This window comes from Paenibacillus anaericanus, from assembly GCF_003994475.1.
Lineage (GTDB): Bacteria > Bacillota > Bacilli > Paenibacillales > Paenibacillaceae > Fontibacillus > Fontibacillus anaericanus.
The window spans coordinates 332,905-353,293 of the sequence record NZ_RZNY01000003.1 but is presented as its reverse complement, the minus strand read 5'-3'; the positions used below and the strand labels follow the sequence as shown (position 1 = coordinate 353,293).

The window sequence follows — 20,389 nt, the reverse complement described above, 5'->3', positions numbered from 1 at the left end:
TGAATGGCGATAACTTTTAAAGGTCATACTAGAATAAACCAAAAACAAACGAGCTATGGCGTAATTCCCTTGGAAATAAGGGGGGCCAGGCTCGTTTGTATTTTGGCAGTATAAAGGCTCTGTATAAAAAGAGGATGGGATTAATGGATGATTCATCGTAATGGAAAGACGTCTGAAACTGTGGGCCCAACTGACAATCCAGAACAAGCAAAGGACAAGATCCCCGGAACACCAGAAGAACAAATGAGTGCGCTATACCAATTGACCCTGACATGGATCCAAAAACTTGAGCGATCACGTATTGCGGAATATACTGAACTGCTCAATCGTCCATGGCGCCTCATTTGGCTGAATATTCTCTCGGGAGTAGCCAAGGGAGTGGGGATCGCAATAGGGTTTACTTTTTTTGCGGCGACCATCATTTATGTTCTGCAGTTGCTTGGGGCGCTTAATCTTCCTATAATTGGTGACTATATTGCAGACATCGTTCGTATAGTTCAAAGGCAGTTGGATCTTAATACGTATTAGGCCCAGTTCCCAAAGAATCTTCACTGTCCTGACGTTCTGTAGAACTCATTAATTCATGGTATTGTCCATTGCGATAAAAGAAAACATTTTGCCCATAAATATCTGTAGCAACATAGCTTTCATAAGGTTCGACAAATCCATCCAGCTCGCTGGCTGCTTCGATTCCAATATCGCTATAGCTGTCAACATTGGAGTCTTCGGCGTATGCAGGCGAATCGGAAGAACCAAAGCCCTCTACAATTTGCCATGCATCTTCGCCGTCAAACCCTGGATTCTCGAATTCGTCCAAACTGGTTCGACCGAAAGGTGGGGAGAGTACTTCCTCTTCCACAGGTCGATCGTGTGAGACATATTGCTGAGGGCTGTGCTCTTTACAATATGCAGTCTCTGGAATGGCGCTCAGTCGATCAAAGCTAATGGGCTTGCCGCAGTTTGCACATACTCCATATTCGCCCGTGGCGATTCGCTCCAGTGCGTCCTCAATACGGGTCAATTGTAGTTCATCATGATCACAGAGTGCTAAATCTTTTTCGCGCTCAAAAAGCTCTGTTCCAATATCGGCGGGATGATTGTCAAGCGAGCTGAACTCGCTTGTATTGTCACGCATAGATCGTCCTATTCCGTAATGATCATTGTGTTCCAGATGCTGGATAAGGGAATCTTGATCGGCTTGGAGCTTTGACGTAAGTTCAGTTAACTGTTGCTTCGTCAGATGGGTCATGAGGTGCTCCTTTCGTAATAACGATGTTGGGTATTTCGTCATGATGATATTTTGCGCAAAAGCATGACGTTTTACCTAAGGAAAATCCTTTCGTGCATGGACGGGTTAATTCCCGCTGTGCTACAATATACAAGGCGTATATGTGGTTAATTCTGCCTCAGATGTTGGCAGGAAGACGAAAAACGAGGTGACTTACTGCGTGGTATACTATCTAATCGCATTGATTGTTTTTCTTATTGACCAAGGAACGAAGTATTTGATCGCAACTAGAATGACTTTGGGAGAACAAATCCCGGTTATTGGCGACTTCTTCCTCATCACATCTCATCGCAACAGTGGCGCGGCATTTGGCATATTAGAGGGCCGTCGGGTGTTTTTTATTTTAATAACAACTGTTGTTGTAGTAGGGATTATTTGGTTTTTACAAAAAGTGAAGCACACTCCAAACAAAATACTCCCTTTAGCACTTTCGCTTGTTTTGGGCGGAGCACTCGGGAACTTTCTGGATCGCGCAGTAACTGGGGAAGTAGTTGATTTTCTTCAGCTTAATTTCGGGAGCTATACGTTTCCGATATTTAACGTGGCGGACTCCGGCATTGTTGTAGGAGCTGTGTTGATTGTACTAGATTCATTGCTTGAAATGCGCAGAGAGAAACAAGCTGCACTTTCAGGACAAGAACAACAAGAGGAGAACGTATGAACGATAACAAAACCTTTGCTGATACGGAAAGTGGAATGATGGAGTGGAAGGTAGAGACTGCATCAGCCAAGGAGCGGATTGATAAATATGTTAAGGCGCTGCTAGGCGAAGATATGTCACGTAGTCAAATCCAGCTATGGATTCAAAACGGAGATATCACAGTCAATGGTGCGCAAGTCAAAGTGAACCATAAAGTGGCCGAAGGTGATTTGGTAACATTGATTATACCTGCACCAGAATATACAGAAATTGTTCCTGAGCATATTCCACTAGATGTTTATTTCGAAGATAAAGATGTAATTGTGATCAACAAGGAACGCGGTATGGTCGTCCATCCTGCTCCAGGACATCCGTCGGGCACGCTTGTGAATGCTTTGATGTATCACTGTCAAGATCTCTCTGGCATTAATGGAGAATTACGCCCTGGCATTGTTCATCGCATCGATAAGGATACTTCTGGTTTGATCATGGCTGCTAAGAATGATAAAGCACATGCGTCACTTGCTGCTCAGCTTAAAGAGCACTCGGTAACTCGAAAGTATTTTGCGCTTGTTCACGGTAATTTGAGTCATGATCAGGGAACTGTTGATGCCCCAATTGGCCGGGATCCACATGATCGCAAAATGTATACAGTAATTGACCGCAACAGCAAGGAAGCAGTCACACATTTTCAGGTTGTAGAGCGATTTGGAGATTATACACTGTTAGAACTGAAGCTCGAGACAGGCAGAACACATCAAATTCGTGTTCACATGAAGTTTATCGGTCACCCGATTGTAGGTGATCCGTTATATGGTCGGAGTAAAGGTATTAAGATGAATGGACAAGCATTGCATGCTGCAGTTCTCGGTTTTGTTCATCCTTCAAGTGAGCAGTACTTGGAATTTACTGCACCGCTTCCTGACGATATGGAGGAAGTGCTTCTTGCACTTCGTAATCGATAGGAGTATCTGTTATCTGTATGCTCTGATTGAAACACCCCGAGTGTCAGTTCCGTGTAATTTCGGAATTGACGCCCGAGGGTGTTTTTTTTAGTTGTGTAATTTTGGCTCAATCTAGATATCAGTGGTTGGCTAGACGAGCGAACAGAGCGAAGGGTCGGAGGGATTCTGAAGAAACTAAAAGCTTTCCTTAGGAAAGCTACATCGGAAGCATAAGCTGTGTTCGCCTTTAAAGCCCTATTTCAACCACTAATCCTTTTCTATTCAAGAAATAAGGCTTTAACAGCGATCGCAAGAACCCTCCGAACCCGTAGCGATTCATTTAAGAGGCGTCAATCACTGATTTTGGCATTGAGCCGTAATTGTAGTCGAAAAATAAAAAAGTACAAACGTTGTGGTAATTAATCCATTCTATAAAAACCCGCCATCCTTCATATTTATAAAAGTAGATTTTCTTGAAGGAGATGGATAGTTATGACGATAGAGAGTTATCAAGATACTTATATTCAAGGGCAATTTGCGGATCGTATCGGTGGAGAGAATTACGGTAAGGATACAGCCATATATAAGTTTGAGAAGATTAAACGTGCTAAAGCGGCAGCAAAAAGGGATTATCCTAACGTAGAATTGATCGATATGGGAATAGGCGAACCTGATGATATGGCAGATGCCGGGATTGTTGCCAAGTTGGCTGAGGAAGCTACCAAGCTAGAGAATCGAGGATATTCAGACAACGGAATTCCAGAGTTCAAAACCGCCGCCGCCCGCTATTTGCAGGACGTGTTTGCAGTAGATGGAATGGACCCAGTTACGGAAATCGTGCATTGTATCGGCTCCAAGCCAGCGCTTGCTATGCTACCTACCTGTTTCATTAATCCGGGAGACATTACGATTATTACAGTTCCAGGTTATCCGATTTTGGGAACACACACGAAGTATTTGGGTGGCACAGTTTATACTGTAGAGTTAACGGAAGAGAATAACTTTTTGCCGGACTTGAACTCAATTCCAGAAGAAGTGGCCTATAAAGCGAAGCTCCTTTATTTGAACTATCCGAACAATCCTACAGGCGCGAGTGCAACGAGAGAATTTTTTGCGGAAGCTATTGCATGGGCTAAAAAATACAATGTTGTTATAGTTCACGATGCTCCGTATGCCGCATTAACTTATGACGGACAAAAACCGCTAAGTTTCCTCTCTGTCCCTGGGGCAAAAGATGTTGGTGTTGAGCTTCATTCGTTGTCTAAGTCTTATAATATGACTGGATGGAGAATAGGCTTTGTAGCTGGTAATCCACTGATCGTCAAAGCATTTAGTGATGTAAAGGATAACAATGACTCTGGACAATTTATCCCTATTCAGAAAGCAGCAGCGTATGGATTAGCTCATCCAGAAATCACTGAATCTATAGCAGCCAAATATTCCAGACGTCATGAGATGTTGGTTGCAGCATTAAATGAACTTGGGTTTAAGGCAAAGAAACCAAAGGGATCGTTTTTCTTATATGTAGCGGCACCAAAGGCAGTTGTTGGAGGGCCTACTTTTGAGACAGCGGAGGACTTTGCTCAATATTTGATTCGAGAAAAGTTAATTTCGACAGTACCGTGGGATGATGCAGGTCATTATGTCCGTTTCTCGGTAACATTTGAAGCAAACGATGAAGCAGCGGAAAAGGCAGTTATTTCTGAAATCAAGGCTCGTCTTGGTGAAGTTAAGTTTCAGTTTTAAATTTGCTGGAATGGGATGGCAAGGAGAGGACACGAAGAAAGAACGTGTTCTCTTTTTTTTGTTTCATTTCTGAAAAAGTTAACATAGAACGTTATTGTATAATTATTATATTTAATGTATAATTATAAGATAACAGACATTGCTTATGCACAATAGAGAATCAATTATACAATTTGTCTTGCATGGGATTACAATTTTTTACCAGGTTCGTTGTCTTGACAGGTTTAGCGCATTCTGTCATAATTCATGTAAATCAATATGAACCTTTAATTCAGTCCCGTGAGGCTGGCAAGGTAACGTGAATGGGTTTCTTAGGGAGACTGCGCTTATGGCGTTGGTCTGCCTTGGATCCACATGACAGTCATGGTTGTAAACTGTGACTAAAGACTCCTTGCCTAAATATAGGTAAGGAGTCTTTTTTTGCGCCTATCACGGTACCGGGTAAAATCATTGTCCTGAGGAGGCAAAGACTATGAGTACCGAAAGTCACATTATTATGGATGAAACAGCAATACGACGGGCTCTAACAAGAATTGCACATGAAATCCTAGAGAGAAACAAAGGGATCGAGGGATGTGTGCTTGCTGGTATCAAAACAAGAGGGGTATTCCTTGCGAAAAGGCTGGCTGAGCGGTTGGAAGAGATCGAAGGAAAGGCAATACCTTGGGGAGAGCTGGATGTTACTTCATACCGGGATGATCGTGCTGAAGTGGCTACAGAGCGAATTTCCTTCTCAATACCGATTCACGACAAAAAAGTGATTTTACTTGATGATGTTCTATATACAGGCCGGACAATTCGCGCAGCCATGGAAGCAATCATGGATTGTGGACGGCCAGAGTCCATTCAACTAGCGGTACTGGCGGATCGTGGGCATCGTGAGCTGCCTATCCGCCCAGACTATATTGGTAAAAATGTTCCTACCTCCAAGGTGGAAGAAATTGAAGTTCTTCTTCAGGAAACTGACGGTATGGATCAGGTTAGAATTTTGCAATCACGTGGGGGACAATAGACATGATGACGATGACATCTGCAACATTGAAAGATCGGAGCTTGCTTGGCCTAAAGGATCTGAGTGCGACTGAGATCACTTCAATACTGGATCGAGCAGCTTACTGGGAAGGACAAAGTGAGAAGGTCACACCCGTTCTGAAGGACAAGTTTGTTGCGAATATGTTTTTCGAGAACAGTACCCGTACTCGCTTCTCTTTTGAAATGGCACAGAAACGATTAGGTGCGGAGGTATTGAACTTCTCATCTGCTGTATCTAGTGTCGAAAAAGGGGAATCGATTTATGACACGGTTCGCACGTTGGAATCGATGGGGATCGACGCAGGAGTCATTCGTCTTAAACCTGCAGGTGTGTTGGAACAACTTGCATCAAAGGTGTCGGTTCCACTTGTCAACGCGGGTGATGGTAACAATGAGCATCCTACACAAGCACTACTAGATATGTTTACGATGAAACAACAGTTTGGTGAGTTGAAAGGTCTTAAGGTGTCGATTATTGGCGACATCAAACACAGCCGGGTAGCTCGCTCAAACCTCTGGGCGCTGCAGAAGCTTGGCGCTGAAGTGAAATTTACTGCACCGGAAAGTATGCAGGCGCCTGAACTGGCAGCATATGCCCCTTATGTATCGATGGAAGAAGCGCTCTGTGCTGATGTCGTGATGATGTTGCGAGTACAGTTGGAACGCCATGCAGTAGGGGTTTTGAAATCGGCTGATGAATATAGGCTGCAATATGGGATGACAGAGGCCAGAGCTGCGAAGCTTGCTCCACACGTGATGATCATGCACCCTGCTCCAGTGAACCGGAATGTCGAAATTGACGATGCAGTTGTAGAGCATCCGCAATCTCGAATATTCAAGCAAATGGAAAATGGAGTACCCATTCGCATGGCAGTTATGGAAAGAGCGATGAAATAGGAATCTAAATTGAAGCATGACTTCAATTGCACATTAAAGAGCGGAGGTTTATACATGCAACTTATCATTCGGAACGCTAGTGTTTTGGATAATAATGGTGAATTAGTTCAAAGACATATTCTTTTGAAAGACGGATTAATTGAGGCTATTGAAGAGAATTACGCTACGTTCCCTGAGGACAATGCTGAAGTTACAAGTATAGATGCTGCTGGCAAGCTAGTTACACCAGGATTCATCGATATGCATGTGCATTTGCGCGAACCTGGTTTTGAACATAAGGAAACGATTGAGTCAGGCTCAAGATCTGCTGCGAAAGGTGGATTCACAACGATTGCATGCATGCCAAATACACGTCCAGTAATTGATACTCCTGAGACTGTGAACTTGGTAAAAGAGAAGGCAGAAGCTGCTGGTCTAGTAAATGTTCTACCCTATGCGGCAATTACAAAGAATGAATTGGGACGCGAGTTAACGGATTTTGCAGCTTTGAAAGAAGCTGGAGCAATCGGTTTTACCGATGACGGTGTTGGAGTCCAAAACGCACAAATGATGAAAGATGCTATGGCACTGGCACACTCCCTGGATATGCCGGTTATCGCTCACTGTGAGGATAACTCATTAGTAGTAGGGGCCCCTGTAGCTGAGGGAGAGTTCGCAAGAAGGCATGGGTTAAAAGGTATTCCAAATGAGTCTGAAGCGATTCATGTCGGTCGGGACATTCTGCTTGCTGAGGCAACGGGTGTTCATTACCATGTGTGCCATGTCAGCACAGAACAATCGATTAGACTGATTCGTCAAGCTAAATCAATAGGTATTCATGTTACTGCTGAGGTTTGTCCGCATCACCTCATTCTGTCCGAAGAGGATATTCCCGGCATGGATGCCAATTGGAAAATGAATCCTCCTCTACGCTCCAAAAGAGATGTTGAAGCCTGCATCGAAGCGCTGGAAGATGGTACGATCGATATCGTCGTGACCGACCACGCCCCACACAGCGAGGAAGAAAAGGCCAAAGGAATGGAACTTGCACCTTTCGGAATAGTTGGTTTCGAAACGGCGTTTCCACTACTATACAGCGAGTTTGTCGAGAAGGGTCGCTGGAGTCTTTCCTTTCTGATCGAACGGATGACTAAGGATCCAGCTCGTGTATTCGGTCTTCAAGCGGGGAGACTCGAACCAGGCGCTCCTGCTGATCTAACCATTGTAGACTTGAGTAAGGAGCAAGCCGTTGATCCTGAGACATTTGCATCTAAAGGACGTAACACGCCATTCATCGGCTGGAAACTTAAAGGCTGGCCGGTTGCAACTATTGTGAACGGTAATGTGGTTTGGTCCGAACAATCATAAAATATAAAATTGATCATAAGGAGTGCTTCGAAAAATGAAAGCAAGATTGTTATTGGAAGACGGAACGCTGTTTACCGGAAAATCATTCGGAGCCGAAGGCGACATGACTGGAGAAGTCGTTTTTAATACAGGAATTACAGGTTATCAAGAGGTATTGTCTGATCCTTCTTACTGTGGACAAATTGTAACGATGACATATCCACTGATTGGCAACTACGGTATTGCCCGTGATGATTTCGAATCTATCGCCCCATCCATTCACGGATTTGTTGTACGCCGTTATGAACCAACGCCAAGTAACTGGCGTGCACAATATAATCTAGGAGATTTGCTGAAGGAATATAACATTCCGGGGATTCATGATATAGATACACGTATGCTTACTCGGATCATCCGCCAACATGGCACAATGAAGGGGATTATTACAACCTCTTCTAAATCAGATCAAGAGTTAAAGGGAATGATGGCGGCAACGTCCATCGAAGAACTTCGCAACCAAGTAGCACAAACTTCAACGAAACATATTTACACTAGCCCGGGTGCAAAAGAACGGATCGTACTCGTTGATTTTGGAGCTAAAAGCGGTATTCTACGTGAATTAAATAAACGCGATTGTGATGTAATTGTGGTACCACATGATACAACTGCTGAAGAAATTCGCCGTCTGCAACCGGATGGAATTCAATTATCCAATGGCCCTGGGGACCCGAAGGATGTGCCTTACGCAGTTAAGATGGTCTCAGAGCTACTTGGTGAGTATCCAATCTTCGGTATTTGCTTAGGTCACCAGTTGTTTGCACTGGCTTGCGGTGCGGATACACAGAAACTGAAATTTGGTCATCGCGGTGGGAATCACCCTGTGAAGGAACTGCAATCAGGACGTTGCTACATCACTTCACAGAATCATGGTTACGCAGTAACGGATTCTTCAATTGCAGGTACAAAATTAGAAGTTACCCACATCAATAATAACGATAAAACGATTGAAGGCCTTAAGCATACTGAATATCCGGCTTTCTCGGTACAATACCATCCAGAGGCAGCGCCAGGACCGTACGATAACAACTATTTGTTCGACCGCTTCCTAGAAATGATTCAAGAACATAAGCGGCTTAACCCGCAAAGATCTCGTCAGGCTGAACTTATGGCCGCTGCGAAAGGAGAACTATAATATGCCGATTAATAAAGAACTCAAAAAAATTCTAGTCATTGGTTCCGGTCCGATTGTAATCGGCCAGGCTGCCGAATTTGACTATGCTGGAACTCAGGCTTGTCAGGCACTAAAAGAAGAAGGCGTTGAAGTAGTTCTCATTAATAGTAACCCCGCTACAATTATGACGGATACAAACATGGCGGATAAAGTATATATCGAGCCAATTACTCTGGAGTTTGTCTCACAAATCATTCGTCAAGAACGCCCTGATGGTCTATTGCCTACTCTTGGTGGACAAACCGGATTAAACATGGCTGTAGAACTTGCACGCGCCGGTGTATTGGAACGTGAGAATGTGAAACTCCTAGGCACACAGCTTACTTCCATCGAGAAAGCGGAAGATCGTGATTTGTTCCGTGACTTGATGCGTGAATTGGAACAACCTGTACCAGATAGCACGATCATCACTACAGTGGATGAAGCCATGCGTTTCGCCGAAGAGATTGGTTATCCTGTCATTGTGCGCCCAGCATATACCCTTGGTGGTACAGGCGGTGGGATTTGCGCAACAGAAGAAGAGTTGCTGGAGACAGTCGCTTCAGGTATCCGTTACAGTCCGATTGGTCAATGTCTAATTGAAAAATCGATCGCCGGTATGAAAGAAGTAGAATATGAAGTTATGCGCGATGCGAATGATAACTGTATCGTAGTTTGTAACATGGAGAACTTTGATCCCGTGGGTGTACATACTGGTGACAGTATCGTTGTTGCACCGAGCCAGACTTTGTCTGACCGTGAGTACCAAATGCTCCGTTCTGCATCACTTAAGATCATCCGTGCACTGAATATCGAAGGCGGATGTAACGTACAATTTGCTCTGGATCCACAGAGCTTCCAATACTATGTAATTGAAGTTAACCCGCGTGTCAGCCGTTCATCGGCTCTCGCTTCCAAGGCAACGGGATATCCGATCGCCAAAATGGCAGCGAAAATCGCATTAAGCTACACTTTGGATGAAATCGTGAACCCAGTTACAGGTCAAACTTACGCTTGCTTCGAACCAACGCTCGATTATATCGTCAGCAAAATTCCACGTTGGCCATTTGATAAATTCGTGCATGCAAACCGCAAACTCGGAACTCAAATGAAAGCGACTGGCGAAGTAATGGCAATTGGACGGACATTTGAGGAATCCATTCAAAAAGCGGTTCGTTCACTTGAAATTGGTACTCATCGCCTGTACTTGAAAGGCACAGAGGAACTGGATGCTGAAACGTTAGACCAGCGCCTAATCCAAGCAGACGACGAAAGATTGTTCTTAGTAGCCGAAGCGTTCCGTCGTGGCTATCCGTTGCAGAAGATTCAAGATTTGAGTCAAATCGACTGGTGGTTCTTGGATAAGATCGAGCGTCTCGTGAAGTTTGAGAGTGATATCGCAGCTGAAGCTACTTTGTCATATGAAACTCTTTATGAAGCAAAACGTCTAGGTTTCACAGACCGGGCTATTGCTGAGCTTCGTGCAAAGGTTCAACCAAGCGGAAGTCATCTGACTGAAGTGAGCGTGACTAATTTCCGTAAAGAGCATGGACTGCGTCCAGTTTATAAAATGGTTGATACTTGTGCCGCAGAGTTTGAGGCATCTACTCCTTACTACTACTCCACGTATGAGACAGAGAACGAAGTTTTGCGCACAGATAAAGAGAAAATCGTTGTCCTCGGTTCCGGTCCGATTCGGATTGGTCAAGGTATCGAATTTGACTACTCTACTGTACATGCGGTTTGGGCGATTCAAAAAGCAGGTTATGAAGCGGTGATCATCAATAATAACCCGGAGACAGTGTCTACGGATTTCAATACGTCGGATCGCCTTTACTTTGAGCCTTTGTTCTTCGAAGACGTAATGAACGTTATTGAAGAAGAGAAGCCAGTTGGTGTAATTGTTCAGTTCGGTGGTCAAACTGCCATCAATTTGGCGGCACCACTACAAGCGGCAGGAGTACGTATTCTGGGGACTTCCTTGGAGAGCATTGATGAAGCAGAGGATCGCAAGAAATTCGAAGCGCTCTTATCCAAACTTAACATTGCCCAGCCGAAAGGGAAGACGGTAACTTCAGTGGATGAGGCAGTAGGAACAGCCCAGTCACTTGGATATCCGGTTCTTGTACGACCGTCCTACGTACTTGGTGGACGCGCAATGGAGATTGTATATACGGATGAAGAATTGTTGAAATACATGACAGAGGCCGTTAACATCAATCCAGAGCATCCGGTATTGATTGACCGTTATATGCTTGGTAAAGAAGTGGAAGTAGATGCAATCTGTGATGGTGAAACCGTGATTATTCCAGGTATCATGGAACATATAGAGCGGGCTGGGGTTCACTCAGGTGATTCCATCGCAGTATATCCGCCACAGCACTTGTCTGCAGAGCTTAGCGAGAAAATCGTGGATATCACGATCAAAATTGCAAAAGAATTAAAAACGATTGGTCTAGTAAACATCCAATTCGTTATCTATAAGAATGAAGTTTATGTTATCGAGGTTAACCCACGGTCATCTCGGACAGTACCATTCTTGAGTAAAGTGACGAACATCCCGATGGCAAACGTTGCGACTCAGTGTATTCTCGGTACGAAGCTGAAAGATTTGGGATACGTAGATGGTTTGTGGCCAGAGAGCGATTATGTCTCTGTTAAAGTTCCTGTATTCTCCTTTGCGAAACTTCGCCGTGTTGAACCTACACTCGGTCCTGAGATGAAATCGACGGGTGAGGTTATGGGGCGCGATAAACAGTATGCAAAAGCGTTGTACAAAGGTCTTATCGGCGCAGGTATGAAGATTCCTACATCGGGTGCCATTATTGCTACTATAGCGGATAAAGACAAGGACGAAGCCGTTAGATTGCTACGAGGCTTTTACCATATGGGTTACGAGATTGTTGCGACTGGTGGAACGGCTGCTGCGCTTGTTGAGGCAGGAATTCACGTGACCACGATCAACAAATTGAGCGAAGGTTCGCCGAACATTCTGGATTTGATCCGCAATGGTAAAGCCCACTTCGTAATCAATACTTTGACAAAAGGCAAGGAACCTGAGCGTGATGGTTTCCGCATTCGCCGCGAAGCGGTGGAGAACGGAATCGTCTGCATGACTTCATTGGACACTGTTTCTGCCTTGCTGACGATGCTTGAGACGATCAACTTCTCATCCCAAGCCATGCCTTCCCTTTAAATTTAAATCTAAAAGCGCGGCTCCGGAAGCAGATGCTTCGGAGCCGCAAGCATGACAGGAGGAGAATAAATTATGGGTACTTTTAATCAAACTGCTGGTCGTCTGATGGTTGCACTAGATTATCCTGCTGTAGATGAAGCTAGAAAGCTAATCTCATTATTGGAAGGTATCCCCTGTTATATGAAGGTCGGCATGCAGCTCTATTATGCGGGTGGTCCTGATTTTGTGCGTGAACTAAAGAGTCTTGGTTACTCTGTATTTCTTGATTTGAAAATGCACGATATTCCGAACACCGTGAAAGGTGGTGCGAAGAGCATCACCCAGCTTGGAGTGGATATGTTCAACGTTCATGCTGCAGGCGGAGTAAAGATGATGTCAGCGGCGAGAGAAGGGGCTAAAGAGGCACTTGAAATAAACAGCTCTCTCACGATGCCACTCATAATTGCAGTGACACAGCTTACAAGCACGAATCAAGGAATGCTAAACGGAGAAATCGGTATTCCAGGCACAGTTGAGGAAGCTGTCGTATCTTATGCAGAGCTTTCTAAGAAGGCTGGCCTTGATGGTGTGGTTGCTTCCCCTTTAGAAGTAAGTGCCATCAAGGAAAGATGCGGCCTAGACTTTCTGACGGTTACCCCAGGCATTCGTCCAAGGGGTAGCGAAGTGGGAGATCAATCTCGGACTTTGACGCCAGGAGAAGCGATCCAGCAAGGTACAGATTATATTGTTGTGGGTCGCCCAATTACTGCAGCTCCAAGCCCTCGTGAAGCAGCGGAACAAATTATAGAGGAGATGAAACTTAAATGATAAATAATAATGAAATTGCCGCACAAATCGCAGGAAACCTTTTAGAAATTGGAGCAGTTGCATTACGTCCGCATGAGCCATTTACTTGGACATCCGGTATTAAATCTCCGATCTATTGTGATAACCGCCTTACAATGTCTTTTCCAGAAATTCGTGATTTGATTGCCGAATCTTTTGCAGCAGTGATCAGAGAGTCTTATCCGGATGTAGAAGTAATCGCAGGTACAGCAACGGCGGGGATTCCTCATGCTGCCTTCGTTGCCCAGAAGCTTGGGTTACCGATGGCTTATATCCGTGATAAAGCGAAAGGCCACGGTAAAGAGAATCAGATCGAAGGGATCATCAAACCAGGACAAAAAGTGGTTGTTATCGAGGACCTGATCTCTACTGGAGGTAGCTCCCTTAAAGCAGCATTGGCAGTAGCTGAAGCTGGCGCAGAGCCACTTGCAGTGCTTGCTATATTTAGTTACCAGTTAGACAAAGCGGTGAATGCATTTGCTGAGGCAGGCATCCCACTTCAAACACTGTCCAATTACACGGCTTTGATCGATGTGGCTGTAGAGCGTGGCGTAATTAAGGCGGATGACCTGGCACTTCTGCAATCATGGCGTCAAGACCCGGCATCCTTTGGTAAATAATAATTATAGGTAGATAAAGTAAAAGCCAGACCCCTAAACATGGGGTCTGGCTTTTTAAGTTTGATACTAATAAGTGATCAAATCTTTATTTAAAATTATAAGATGAGTACCTTTCTGCATTCCTAAGGCTTGTCCAAATATCGGGGGTCTCCCCACCTATAGACCAGTATGCGAATCCAGCGATTTGTCGATCAACCGCTATCTGATACTTGAGAGAAAGAGATCGTGCTTCTTCTAACCAGAGTCTATGGGCTATTCCGCTCTTGTAATAATCCACTATATATTGTCCAATCTTACTGTCCCATACCGGAGAGATCCCGATACGCTTTAACAATTCTGCTTGTTCTACGAGTGATATATCTTCCGAGGACAGGGCAGTTCCTTTTTGGTTTACAGTCCAGTCCCTATTGTAATGCGGTAGGGCCAAGATGACCTTATTAGCAGGGACTTCTTTCAACAAGGTGTCTAAGCCGCTACGTACCCACGGCAAAGAGGCAACAGGTCCAGGACTTGAGCTACCTGACCAATGCTCGTCATAACCCATTAGAACAATATAGTCTGCTTTCTGACCTAACAAACGGTAATCAAACACTTCAGTCCAATCTGATCCCAAATCTGGTGAAACGTCAACTGCCAGAACGGCACCGATTGAATGTAGTTGTTCACTTAGGTTTGTAACAAAGGCAGAGAAGTTCTTCCGATCAGCGGGAGCCACATTCTCAAAATCTAGGTTAATCCCTTCTAGTTTATATTTAACAACTAATTCCTTGATCTTTTGGACGCCTGCTGCGGAACGTTGGGGAGAGCTAAGGAACTGATGCGTTATTTCCTGGGAAGAACGATTACCTAGTAGCGGCCATACTTTCTTCCCATTGTTTTTTGCCCAAGTTAAGAGGGCTGAGTTGGTATAATCACCAATAGTCTCATCTTTATCGAGAAAAAACCATCTTGGTGATAGAACGTTAACATTTGAATTCTGGATACTTTGTTCATATTCCTTAGTAGTCTGGCCATATTGCCATCCTAGTTGTATTTTAGTAGTTTTATTCTCGGCTTCTAATGTAGTAGACCAGCGTTTGTTTTGCAGCAGACGGTCCAATATTACGGCAGTTTCCTGTCGCGTTATAGCTTGGTTAGGATAAAATCTCCCTTCATTCCCTTGCATTATTCCTAAGTTGGAAATGGTAGATACATAGGGACGCGCCCAAACAGCAATAGCTGAGGCGTCTTTAAATCCGGATGAGGTAGAAGAAGTCGATTGTTTCAATGCCCGAATAACCCAGGCTGCAGCTTCTTGACGGGTAAGCGGCTTATTGGGCTCAAATCTTCCTTCTCCCACGCCATCGGTTAGGGCAAGTTCAGTTGCAGTTTGAACATAGCCATAGTACCAAGCGGTAGTAGGTACATCTTTATATGCCGGAACTCTTGAGGATGAAGAAGGCTCCAGTCGGAGTAAACGTATGAGGGTAGTCATAAACTCTGCACGTGTTATCTTCTTTGTTGGTGAGAAGAGTTCAGAGGTTGTTCCGTTCATTATATTGTTCTTATGGAGATTAATAATTGCTTCCTTAGCATAGCTACTCTGTATATCGATAAATGGTTCAGTAGATTTCTTTTCTACTGTTGCTGAGAGTGCACTTATAGAAATTAGGGAAGAGAGAGTAAGAGTAGTTAGTAGGAAAATTAATTTATTTCTTTTCAAAATAGAACCTCTTTTCAATCAATTATGATAATATTTGCTATATTAACAGAGTGACTCCCAGAAGTCAGGGTGAAGATTATGGAAACAAAAATATCAATATCGTAAAATTCATTGTAACTTTTTGGCATGTGATTTCGTCTATAATGCAAGGCGTGATAGTTTTTTATAGAACGAAAAATTAGGAGACATAGGAGACCGATACACGATGATGCAATGGTTTCGCAAACCTGTAAAATCTGTAGAGCTAGGTGAATCAGTTGATTCCGAAGTGGAATTGTCGGATCTGGATTTAGATTCCGAGGTGGAATCGTCCGATCTGGATATAGGCCGTGTCACGACAGAAGAGGAAATTAGTGGTCCTATTTTGTCTGTGAAAGAAGTGCATCGGTCTTTTCCCGTTGGTGGGGGCGATATTCATGTATTAAAGGGGATTAATATGGAAGTGCTGCCCGGTCAATTGGTGATGCTAAGAGGCAGATCCGGATCGGGAAAAACGACGCTGCTTAATATGTTAGGTGGGCTCGATCAGCCAACGTCGGGGGAAATAATATTTTCCGGGCAACCTCTACACGAGCTCAGTGACGATAAACGGACGGAGCTAAGACGAGATCAATTCGGATTTATCTTTCAGGCATACGCTTTGTTACCACTGTTGTCCGCTTGGGAGAACGTCGAGTTGTCACTTAGAATGGCGGGAGTACCCCCTCAGGAATGGAAGAAAAGAGTAACCCACTGTTTGGAGATTGTGGGTCTAGGTAAACGGATGTTTCACAGGCCTAATGAATTGTCTGGTGGGGAGCAGCAGCGGGTGGCAATTGCCAAGGCAATCGCACATCGGCCCAAGCTGCTATTGGCGGATGAGCCGACAGCCAATCTGGATTCACAAATGGGAGCTCAAGTTATGGCTGTATTTAAGAACATCATACATACGGAGCAAGTTACGATTTGTATGACTACACACGATCCTACAATCTTGGAGGTAGCGGACCATGTTTATGAAATGGTGGATGGAAAATTTGTTGAATAAGAAGTGGGGACTAACTCGGGCACTAGGACTGTTATCATTAACTATAGTTCTGCTCACAGCATCTGGTTGTTCTTTGCTTCCGAATGAACAGCAGGAAGAGGATCTACCGGTAATTACGCCACCGACAGTATCCAAGAAACCGGAATATGAGGTGCGTTTAGGGCCAATAGAGAAGTCAGTAACTGCTGTTGGTAAGCTGATGAGTCAGCGAGAGGAAGCATTATACTTTACCGAAGATGGATTACATATCAAGAACGTACTGGTCAAAGCAGGAGATAAAGTTAAAGCAGGCGCTGTTCTTATTGAATTAGATGTGGAAGCTTTGGAGAAAGATCTTCGGAAGGCACAATTGGACTTCCGTCAGCAGGAAATAACGATGAAGGAAACTTTACGTACTAAGGAAGAAATGTCTGATATTGAATTTGAGAAGGCATCCATCGTATTTGAAGAGCAACGTCAAGCATTAGTTGATCTAGAGAAGAAAATAGCTGATGGAACTCTTAAGGCTCCTTTTGCGGGAACTATAGTTTCGCTTAGTGCTGAAAAGGGAGGAGTTGTGAAGAGTTACGATTCCCTTGGAATTATTTCAGATACGTCATCACTCGTTGTTGCGGCTTCTTTCGCCAAAGAGGACTTAGAGAAGCTTTCAGTTGGGATGAAGGCGACGGTAGATATTAATGCTGCGGGTGTTTTTGAAGGTAAAGTGAAAGTGATGCCGAGCAACACGGGCAGCACTGATAACGGTAATGGCGGAAATAACCAGCCGAAGAAGGATACAATTGATCAATATCTCATTGTTCAATTAGATAAATGGCCGGCTGATATGGAACGCGGACGTCAGCTTGGTGTTAAAATCATTACCGAGCGGAAGGAAAATGCAGTGTTAATCCCGATTTCTGCACTACGTTCAATCGGATCTCGTACCTATGTTCAGGTCATTGAGGAAGATGGAAGTAAGCGTGAGGTTGATGTGGAGGTTGGCATGCAAACACCAACGGATATGGAAATCCTTAAAGGACTCACACCGGGGCAGAAAGTAGTGGGTCGTTAATGGGAGCTCCACTTATACGTTTCTTGTTCCGTAAAATGTGGAACACGAAATGGCTGACACTGAGCACTTTACTTGGACTTATCGTCGCTGTTTCGTTTACGGTAAGTATTCCGATGTATTCCGATGGAGCGCTTAAGCGAGTTGTATCAAGTACCTTAATCGCTGAAAGTGAAGGACTACCAGCAGGTTCCCTGCTTATGAGTTATCAAGGCCCTGGTGGGTCCAAGACAGACGTTGCTGGTTTAGATGCAGTCAATCAGTACATCACGGATGAAATCCCTCAAGAGATCGGTTTTCCTCATGAGGCATATGTTAATACTCGGGCCATCCGTGGCACTGAGGTGTATCCTCAAGATCCTACCAAAGTAGATGCAAGTAGAACTAGAGCCATGTCGTTGATCTCGATGAGCGGACTGAAGGATCATATTTCGATCACAGGAGGTCAATTGTTCTCTGATAGCGCAGATGGCGAGAATATCGAAGCGTTAATGCTGGAGGAGGCGATGTACCGGCAGGATTTGCATGTGGGTGACATTATGGAATATCCAGTGGCAAGCGGGCTGGATATCACCTTGAAGGTAAAGATTGTAGGTACCTTCCAAGCAGAAAATGAAACCGATTCTTACTGGTATCAGGGCTTCGAAGGAGTAATGAATACCTTCTTCATTAACGAGAAAGTATTTAATGAACATTTGCTGAGTAAATTGAAGGTTCCCTTGCATAACTCATCTTGGTATTATGCATTTGATCTCCGTGAGATCAAAACCGGACAATTATCACCTTTATCCAGTACGCTGGATCGTCTCAATATTGAACTGTACCAAAAGTTGAAAGATACGAAGGTAGATATTTCGTTTGGTAGCCTTCTGGATGACTTCCGTAAACAGAGTCTGCAAATGCAAACACTACTCTTCACACTGGCTGCACCGATGATTGCAATGGTGTTCTATTATATTGTGATGAATTCACGCCAATCGTTGGATAAGCAACAAGGCGATATTGCAGTCCTTCGTAGTCGTGGTGCGTCGACCAAACAAATTATTTATATTTACCTGCTAGAAGGATTATTACTTGGAGCGGTTGCTTTGGTAATTGGTCCCTTACTGGGTTGGTTTATGTCTAAAAGCATTGGGTCGGCCAACGGTTTCCTGACGTTCGTTAACCGGAAGTCTATCCCTGTTGGGTTTAATCTGGATGCTTTTCTATTAGGTGTGGGAGCTGTAGTCATTGCAATATTGGCTACGCTATTACCTGCAATCTCTTATGCAAGGTCATCGATTGTGAACGCGAAGCAGAAGCAAGCACGTTCTGATCGTCTTCCTGGATGGCAGCGTTGGTACCTTGATATCGTCTTATTGGCTGTTGCGGGATATGGATATTATTTATTCATTGAACGGCAAATGCTGACGTTCCAGACAGGTATGACGACGGATGAGCTTCAAGTTCAACCATTTCTGTTCTTTGTACCGGCACTAGCTATATTTGCTATAGGACTGTTATTCTTACGTATTTTCCCTTGGATATTGAAATTGATCAGCTGGCTGGGCAAAAAGTGGCTACCCGTTCCTTATTATTTAAGCTTAACCCAGCTCTCACGTTCAGCATCATCATATTATCCACTTATGATATTGCTTGTTCTTACGCTTGGTTTGGGCGTATATAATGCTTCAGCTGCGCGGACGATTGACCTAAACTCGACTGAGCGGACGCTTTATAAGTATGGCGCGGACGTTGTAATGCAGACGGTATGGGAATCAACAGCGGAGATGTCGAAACCTTCGAAGAATGGGAATAATCAAGGTGGCTCGGGTCAGGGTGGTGGCTCAGGCGGTCAACCGGGCGGTGGTGGTCAGGGAAACGGTCAAGGCAACCAGCAGCCTACCAAGCTTATTTATTCGGAACCTCCATTTGAAGTATTCCGTAAGCTAGATGGTGTTGAAGCTGCCGCAAGAGTTCTTCAAACCAAGAGTAATATTATCGTGTCAGGTCGTTCGGCCGGTCAAGGTATTCTAATGGGAATTGATAATGTTGATTTTTCTAAAGTCGCCTGGTTCCGTAATGATTTGTTCCCGGTGCATCCTTTTCAGTACTTAAATTTGCTAGGTATGAATGAAAGTGCTGCTTTGGTACCATCAAACCTCGCGGAGAAATACAAGCTAAAAGTGGGAGATATCTTTACTGTCTCAGTCGGTGAGACAACTATTGATTTAGCAGTTTACGGTATTATACCTTACTGGCCAAGTCAATATCCTGATCAAACCCCATTTGTCATTGCTAATTTGGATTATATCTACGATCAAGGTCCTTTGATCCCGTACGAAGTTTGGCTGAAGATGAAGCCTGAAGCTAAAGTAGCTCCAATCATGACTAAGTTGAGTGAACAGGGTGTGGATCTGTATTCGGTGAAGGATGTACGGAGTGAACTAGCGACTCAGAGCAAGCATCCGACCCGTGGTGGAGTATTTGGGATTCTAAGCTTAGGCTTCCTCGTATCGGTCATTGTTTCTCTGATCGGTTACGTGTTGTATTGGTTCTTTAATTTGTCAGGTAGGGTTGTACAGTTTGGTATTTTAAGGGCTATGGGATTATCTCGCAAACAACTAACCCTTATGTTGTTAGCGGAACAAATCTTGACAGCAGGTCTGTCCATTACACTTGGTATTGTCATAGGTAAGGTAGTAGGGAAGTTGTATCTTCCATTCCTACAAACAGCTGATAATGTTACGACTCAGGTGCCTCCGTTCCGAATTGTATTTAACTCTCAGGATACTCTCCAGTTATATGTAGTCGTCCTTGTGATGTTATTGCTCGGCGCAGGCTTACTCTTCTGGCAGATTCGTAGACTTCGTGTGCATCAGGCTGTCAAAATGGGAGAGGAGCGTTAA

Annotated in this window: 16 protein-coding genes; 14 read left to right on the top strand and 2 right to left on the bottom strand. The window is 44.2% G+C overall.

Features of this window, described 5'->3' with window-relative positions; genetic code table 11:
• The first annotated feature begins 147 nt into the window (after nucleotides 1-147).
• Complete coding sequence (locus EJP82_RS05945) at nucleotides 148-528, top strand: DUF5665 domain-containing protein (RefSeq protein WP_246053989.1); 381 nt, start codon at nucleotides 148-150, stop codon at nucleotides 526-528.
• On the opposite strand, the gene EJP82_RS05940 is transcribed toward EJP82_RS05945, so the two are convergent.
• Nucleotides 515-1,249, bottom strand: a complete 735-nt coding sequence (locus EJP82_RS05940; protein WP_127191110.1) for a TraR/DksA C4-type zinc finger protein — start codon at nucleotides 1,247-1,249, stop codon at nucleotides 515-517. The genes EJP82_RS05945 and EJP82_RS05940 overlap by 14 nt on opposite strands.
• Nucleotides 1,250-1,448: 199 nt before the next feature.
• On the opposite strand from EJP82_RS05940, the gene lspA reads away from it, so the two are divergent.
• The 10 genes from lspA (at nucleotide 1,449) to pyrE (ending at nucleotide 13,724) form a co-directional block, all read left to right on the top strand.
• Nucleotides 1,449-1,949 (top strand): signal peptidase II, encoded by a 501-nt coding sequence (gene lspA, locus EJP82_RS05935; protein WP_127191109.1) that lies wholly within the window; start codon nucleotides 1,449-1,451, stop codon nucleotides 1,947-1,949.
• 35 nt (nucleotides 1,950-1,984) lie between these two features.
• Nucleotides 1,985-2,893 carry an RluA family pseudouridine synthase gene (locus EJP82_RS05930; RefSeq protein WP_370877672.1) on the top strand — a complete coding sequence of 303 codons (909 nt, stop codon included), beginning with the start codon at nucleotides 1,985-1,987 and terminating at the stop codon, nucleotides 2,891-2,893.
• A 471-nt stretch (nucleotides 2,894-3,364) separates the two neighbouring features.
• Nucleotides 3,365-4,618: an LL-diaminopimelate aminotransferase gene (locus tag EJP82_RS05925; protein ID WP_127191107.1), complete on the top strand. Its 1,254-nt coding sequence runs from the start codon at nucleotides 3,365-3,367 to the stop codon at nucleotides 4,616-4,618.
• Between the two features lie 472 nt (nucleotides 4,619-5,090).
• Nucleotides 5,091-5,630 (top strand): bifunctional pyr operon transcriptional regulator/uracil phosphoribosyltransferase PyrR, encoded by a 540-nt coding sequence (gene pyrR, locus EJP82_RS05920; protein WP_127191106.1) that lies wholly within the window; start codon nucleotides 5,091-5,093, stop codon nucleotides 5,628-5,630.
• Between the two features lie 5 nt (nucleotides 5,631-5,635).
• Nucleotides 5,636-6,547: an aspartate carbamoyltransferase catalytic subunit gene (locus EJP82_RS05915; RefSeq protein WP_127191180.1), complete on the top strand. Its 912-nt coding sequence runs from the start codon at nucleotides 5,636-5,638 to the stop codon at nucleotides 6,545-6,547.
• A 54-nt stretch (nucleotides 6,548-6,601) separates the two neighbouring features.
• On the top strand, nucleotides 6,602-7,894 hold the full coding sequence (locus tag EJP82_RS05910; RefSeq protein ID WP_127191105.1) for a dihydroorotase: 1,293 nt from the start codon (nucleotides 6,602-6,604) through the stop codon (nucleotides 7,892-7,894).
• 34 nt (nucleotides 7,895-7,928) lie between these two features.
• Complete coding sequence (locus EJP82_RS05905) at nucleotides 7,929-9,065, top strand: glutamine-hydrolyzing carbamoyl-phosphate synthase small subunit (protein ID WP_127191104.1); 1,137 nt, start codon at nucleotides 7,929-7,931, stop codon at nucleotides 9,063-9,065.
• 1 nt (nucleotide 9,066) lies between these two features.
• Nucleotides 9,067-12,279 carry a carbamoyl-phosphate synthase large subunit gene (gene carB, locus EJP82_RS05900; RefSeq protein ID WP_127191103.1) on the top strand — a complete coding sequence of 1,071 codons (3,213 nt, stop codon included), beginning with the start codon at nucleotides 9,067-9,069 and terminating at the stop codon, nucleotides 12,277-12,279.
• Between the two features lie 72 nt (nucleotides 12,280-12,351).
• On the top strand, nucleotides 12,352-13,086 hold the full coding sequence (gene pyrF / locus EJP82_RS05895) for an orotidine-5'-phosphate decarboxylase (protein ID WP_127191102.1): 735 nt from the start codon (nucleotides 12,352-12,354) through the stop codon (nucleotides 13,084-13,086).
• The gene (gene pyrE / locus EJP82_RS05890; protein ID WP_127191101.1) at nucleotides 13,083-13,724 is read left to right on the top strand and encodes an orotate phosphoribosyltransferase; all 642 of its coding nucleotides are present in this window, start codon (nucleotides 13,083-13,085) and stop codon (nucleotides 13,722-13,724) included. The genes pyrF and pyrE overlap by 4 nt, the downstream gene beginning before the upstream one ends.
• Nucleotides 13,725-13,809: 85 nt before the next feature.
• Here pyrE and EJP82_RS05885 read toward each other — a convergent pair whose 3' ends face one another.
• Nucleotides 13,810-15,426: an S-layer homology domain-containing protein gene (locus tag EJP82_RS05885; protein ID WP_246053988.1), complete on the bottom strand. Its 1,617-nt coding sequence runs from the start codon at nucleotides 15,424-15,426 to the stop codon at nucleotides 13,810-13,812.
• A 205-nt stretch (nucleotides 15,427-15,631) separates the two neighbouring features.
• Between EJP82_RS05885 and EJP82_RS05880 the strand changes: the two genes are divergently transcribed.
• Genes EJP82_RS05880 through EJP82_RS05870 form a run of 3 tightly spaced genes read left to right on the top strand, consistent with a single transcriptional unit; the run spans nucleotide 15,632 to nucleotide 20,389 of the window.
• Nucleotides 15,632-16,453 carry an ABC transporter ATP-binding protein gene (locus EJP82_RS05880; RefSeq protein WP_127191100.1) on the top strand — a complete coding sequence of 274 codons (822 nt, stop codon included), beginning with the start codon at nucleotides 15,632-15,634 and terminating at the stop codon, nucleotides 16,451-16,453.
• On the top strand, nucleotides 16,416-17,504 hold the full coding sequence (locus EJP82_RS05875) for an efflux RND transporter periplasmic adaptor subunit (RefSeq protein ID WP_127191099.1): 1,089 nt from the start codon (nucleotides 16,416-16,418) through the stop codon (nucleotides 17,502-17,504). The genes EJP82_RS05880 and EJP82_RS05875 overlap by 38 nt, the downstream gene beginning before the upstream one ends.
• Nucleotides 17,504-20,389: an ABC transporter permease gene (locus EJP82_RS05870; RefSeq protein WP_127191098.1), complete on the top strand. Its 2,886-nt coding sequence runs from the start codon at nucleotides 17,504-17,506 to the stop codon at nucleotides 20,387-20,389. Before EJP82_RS05875 ends, EJP82_RS05870 begins: the two co-directional genes overlap by 1 nt.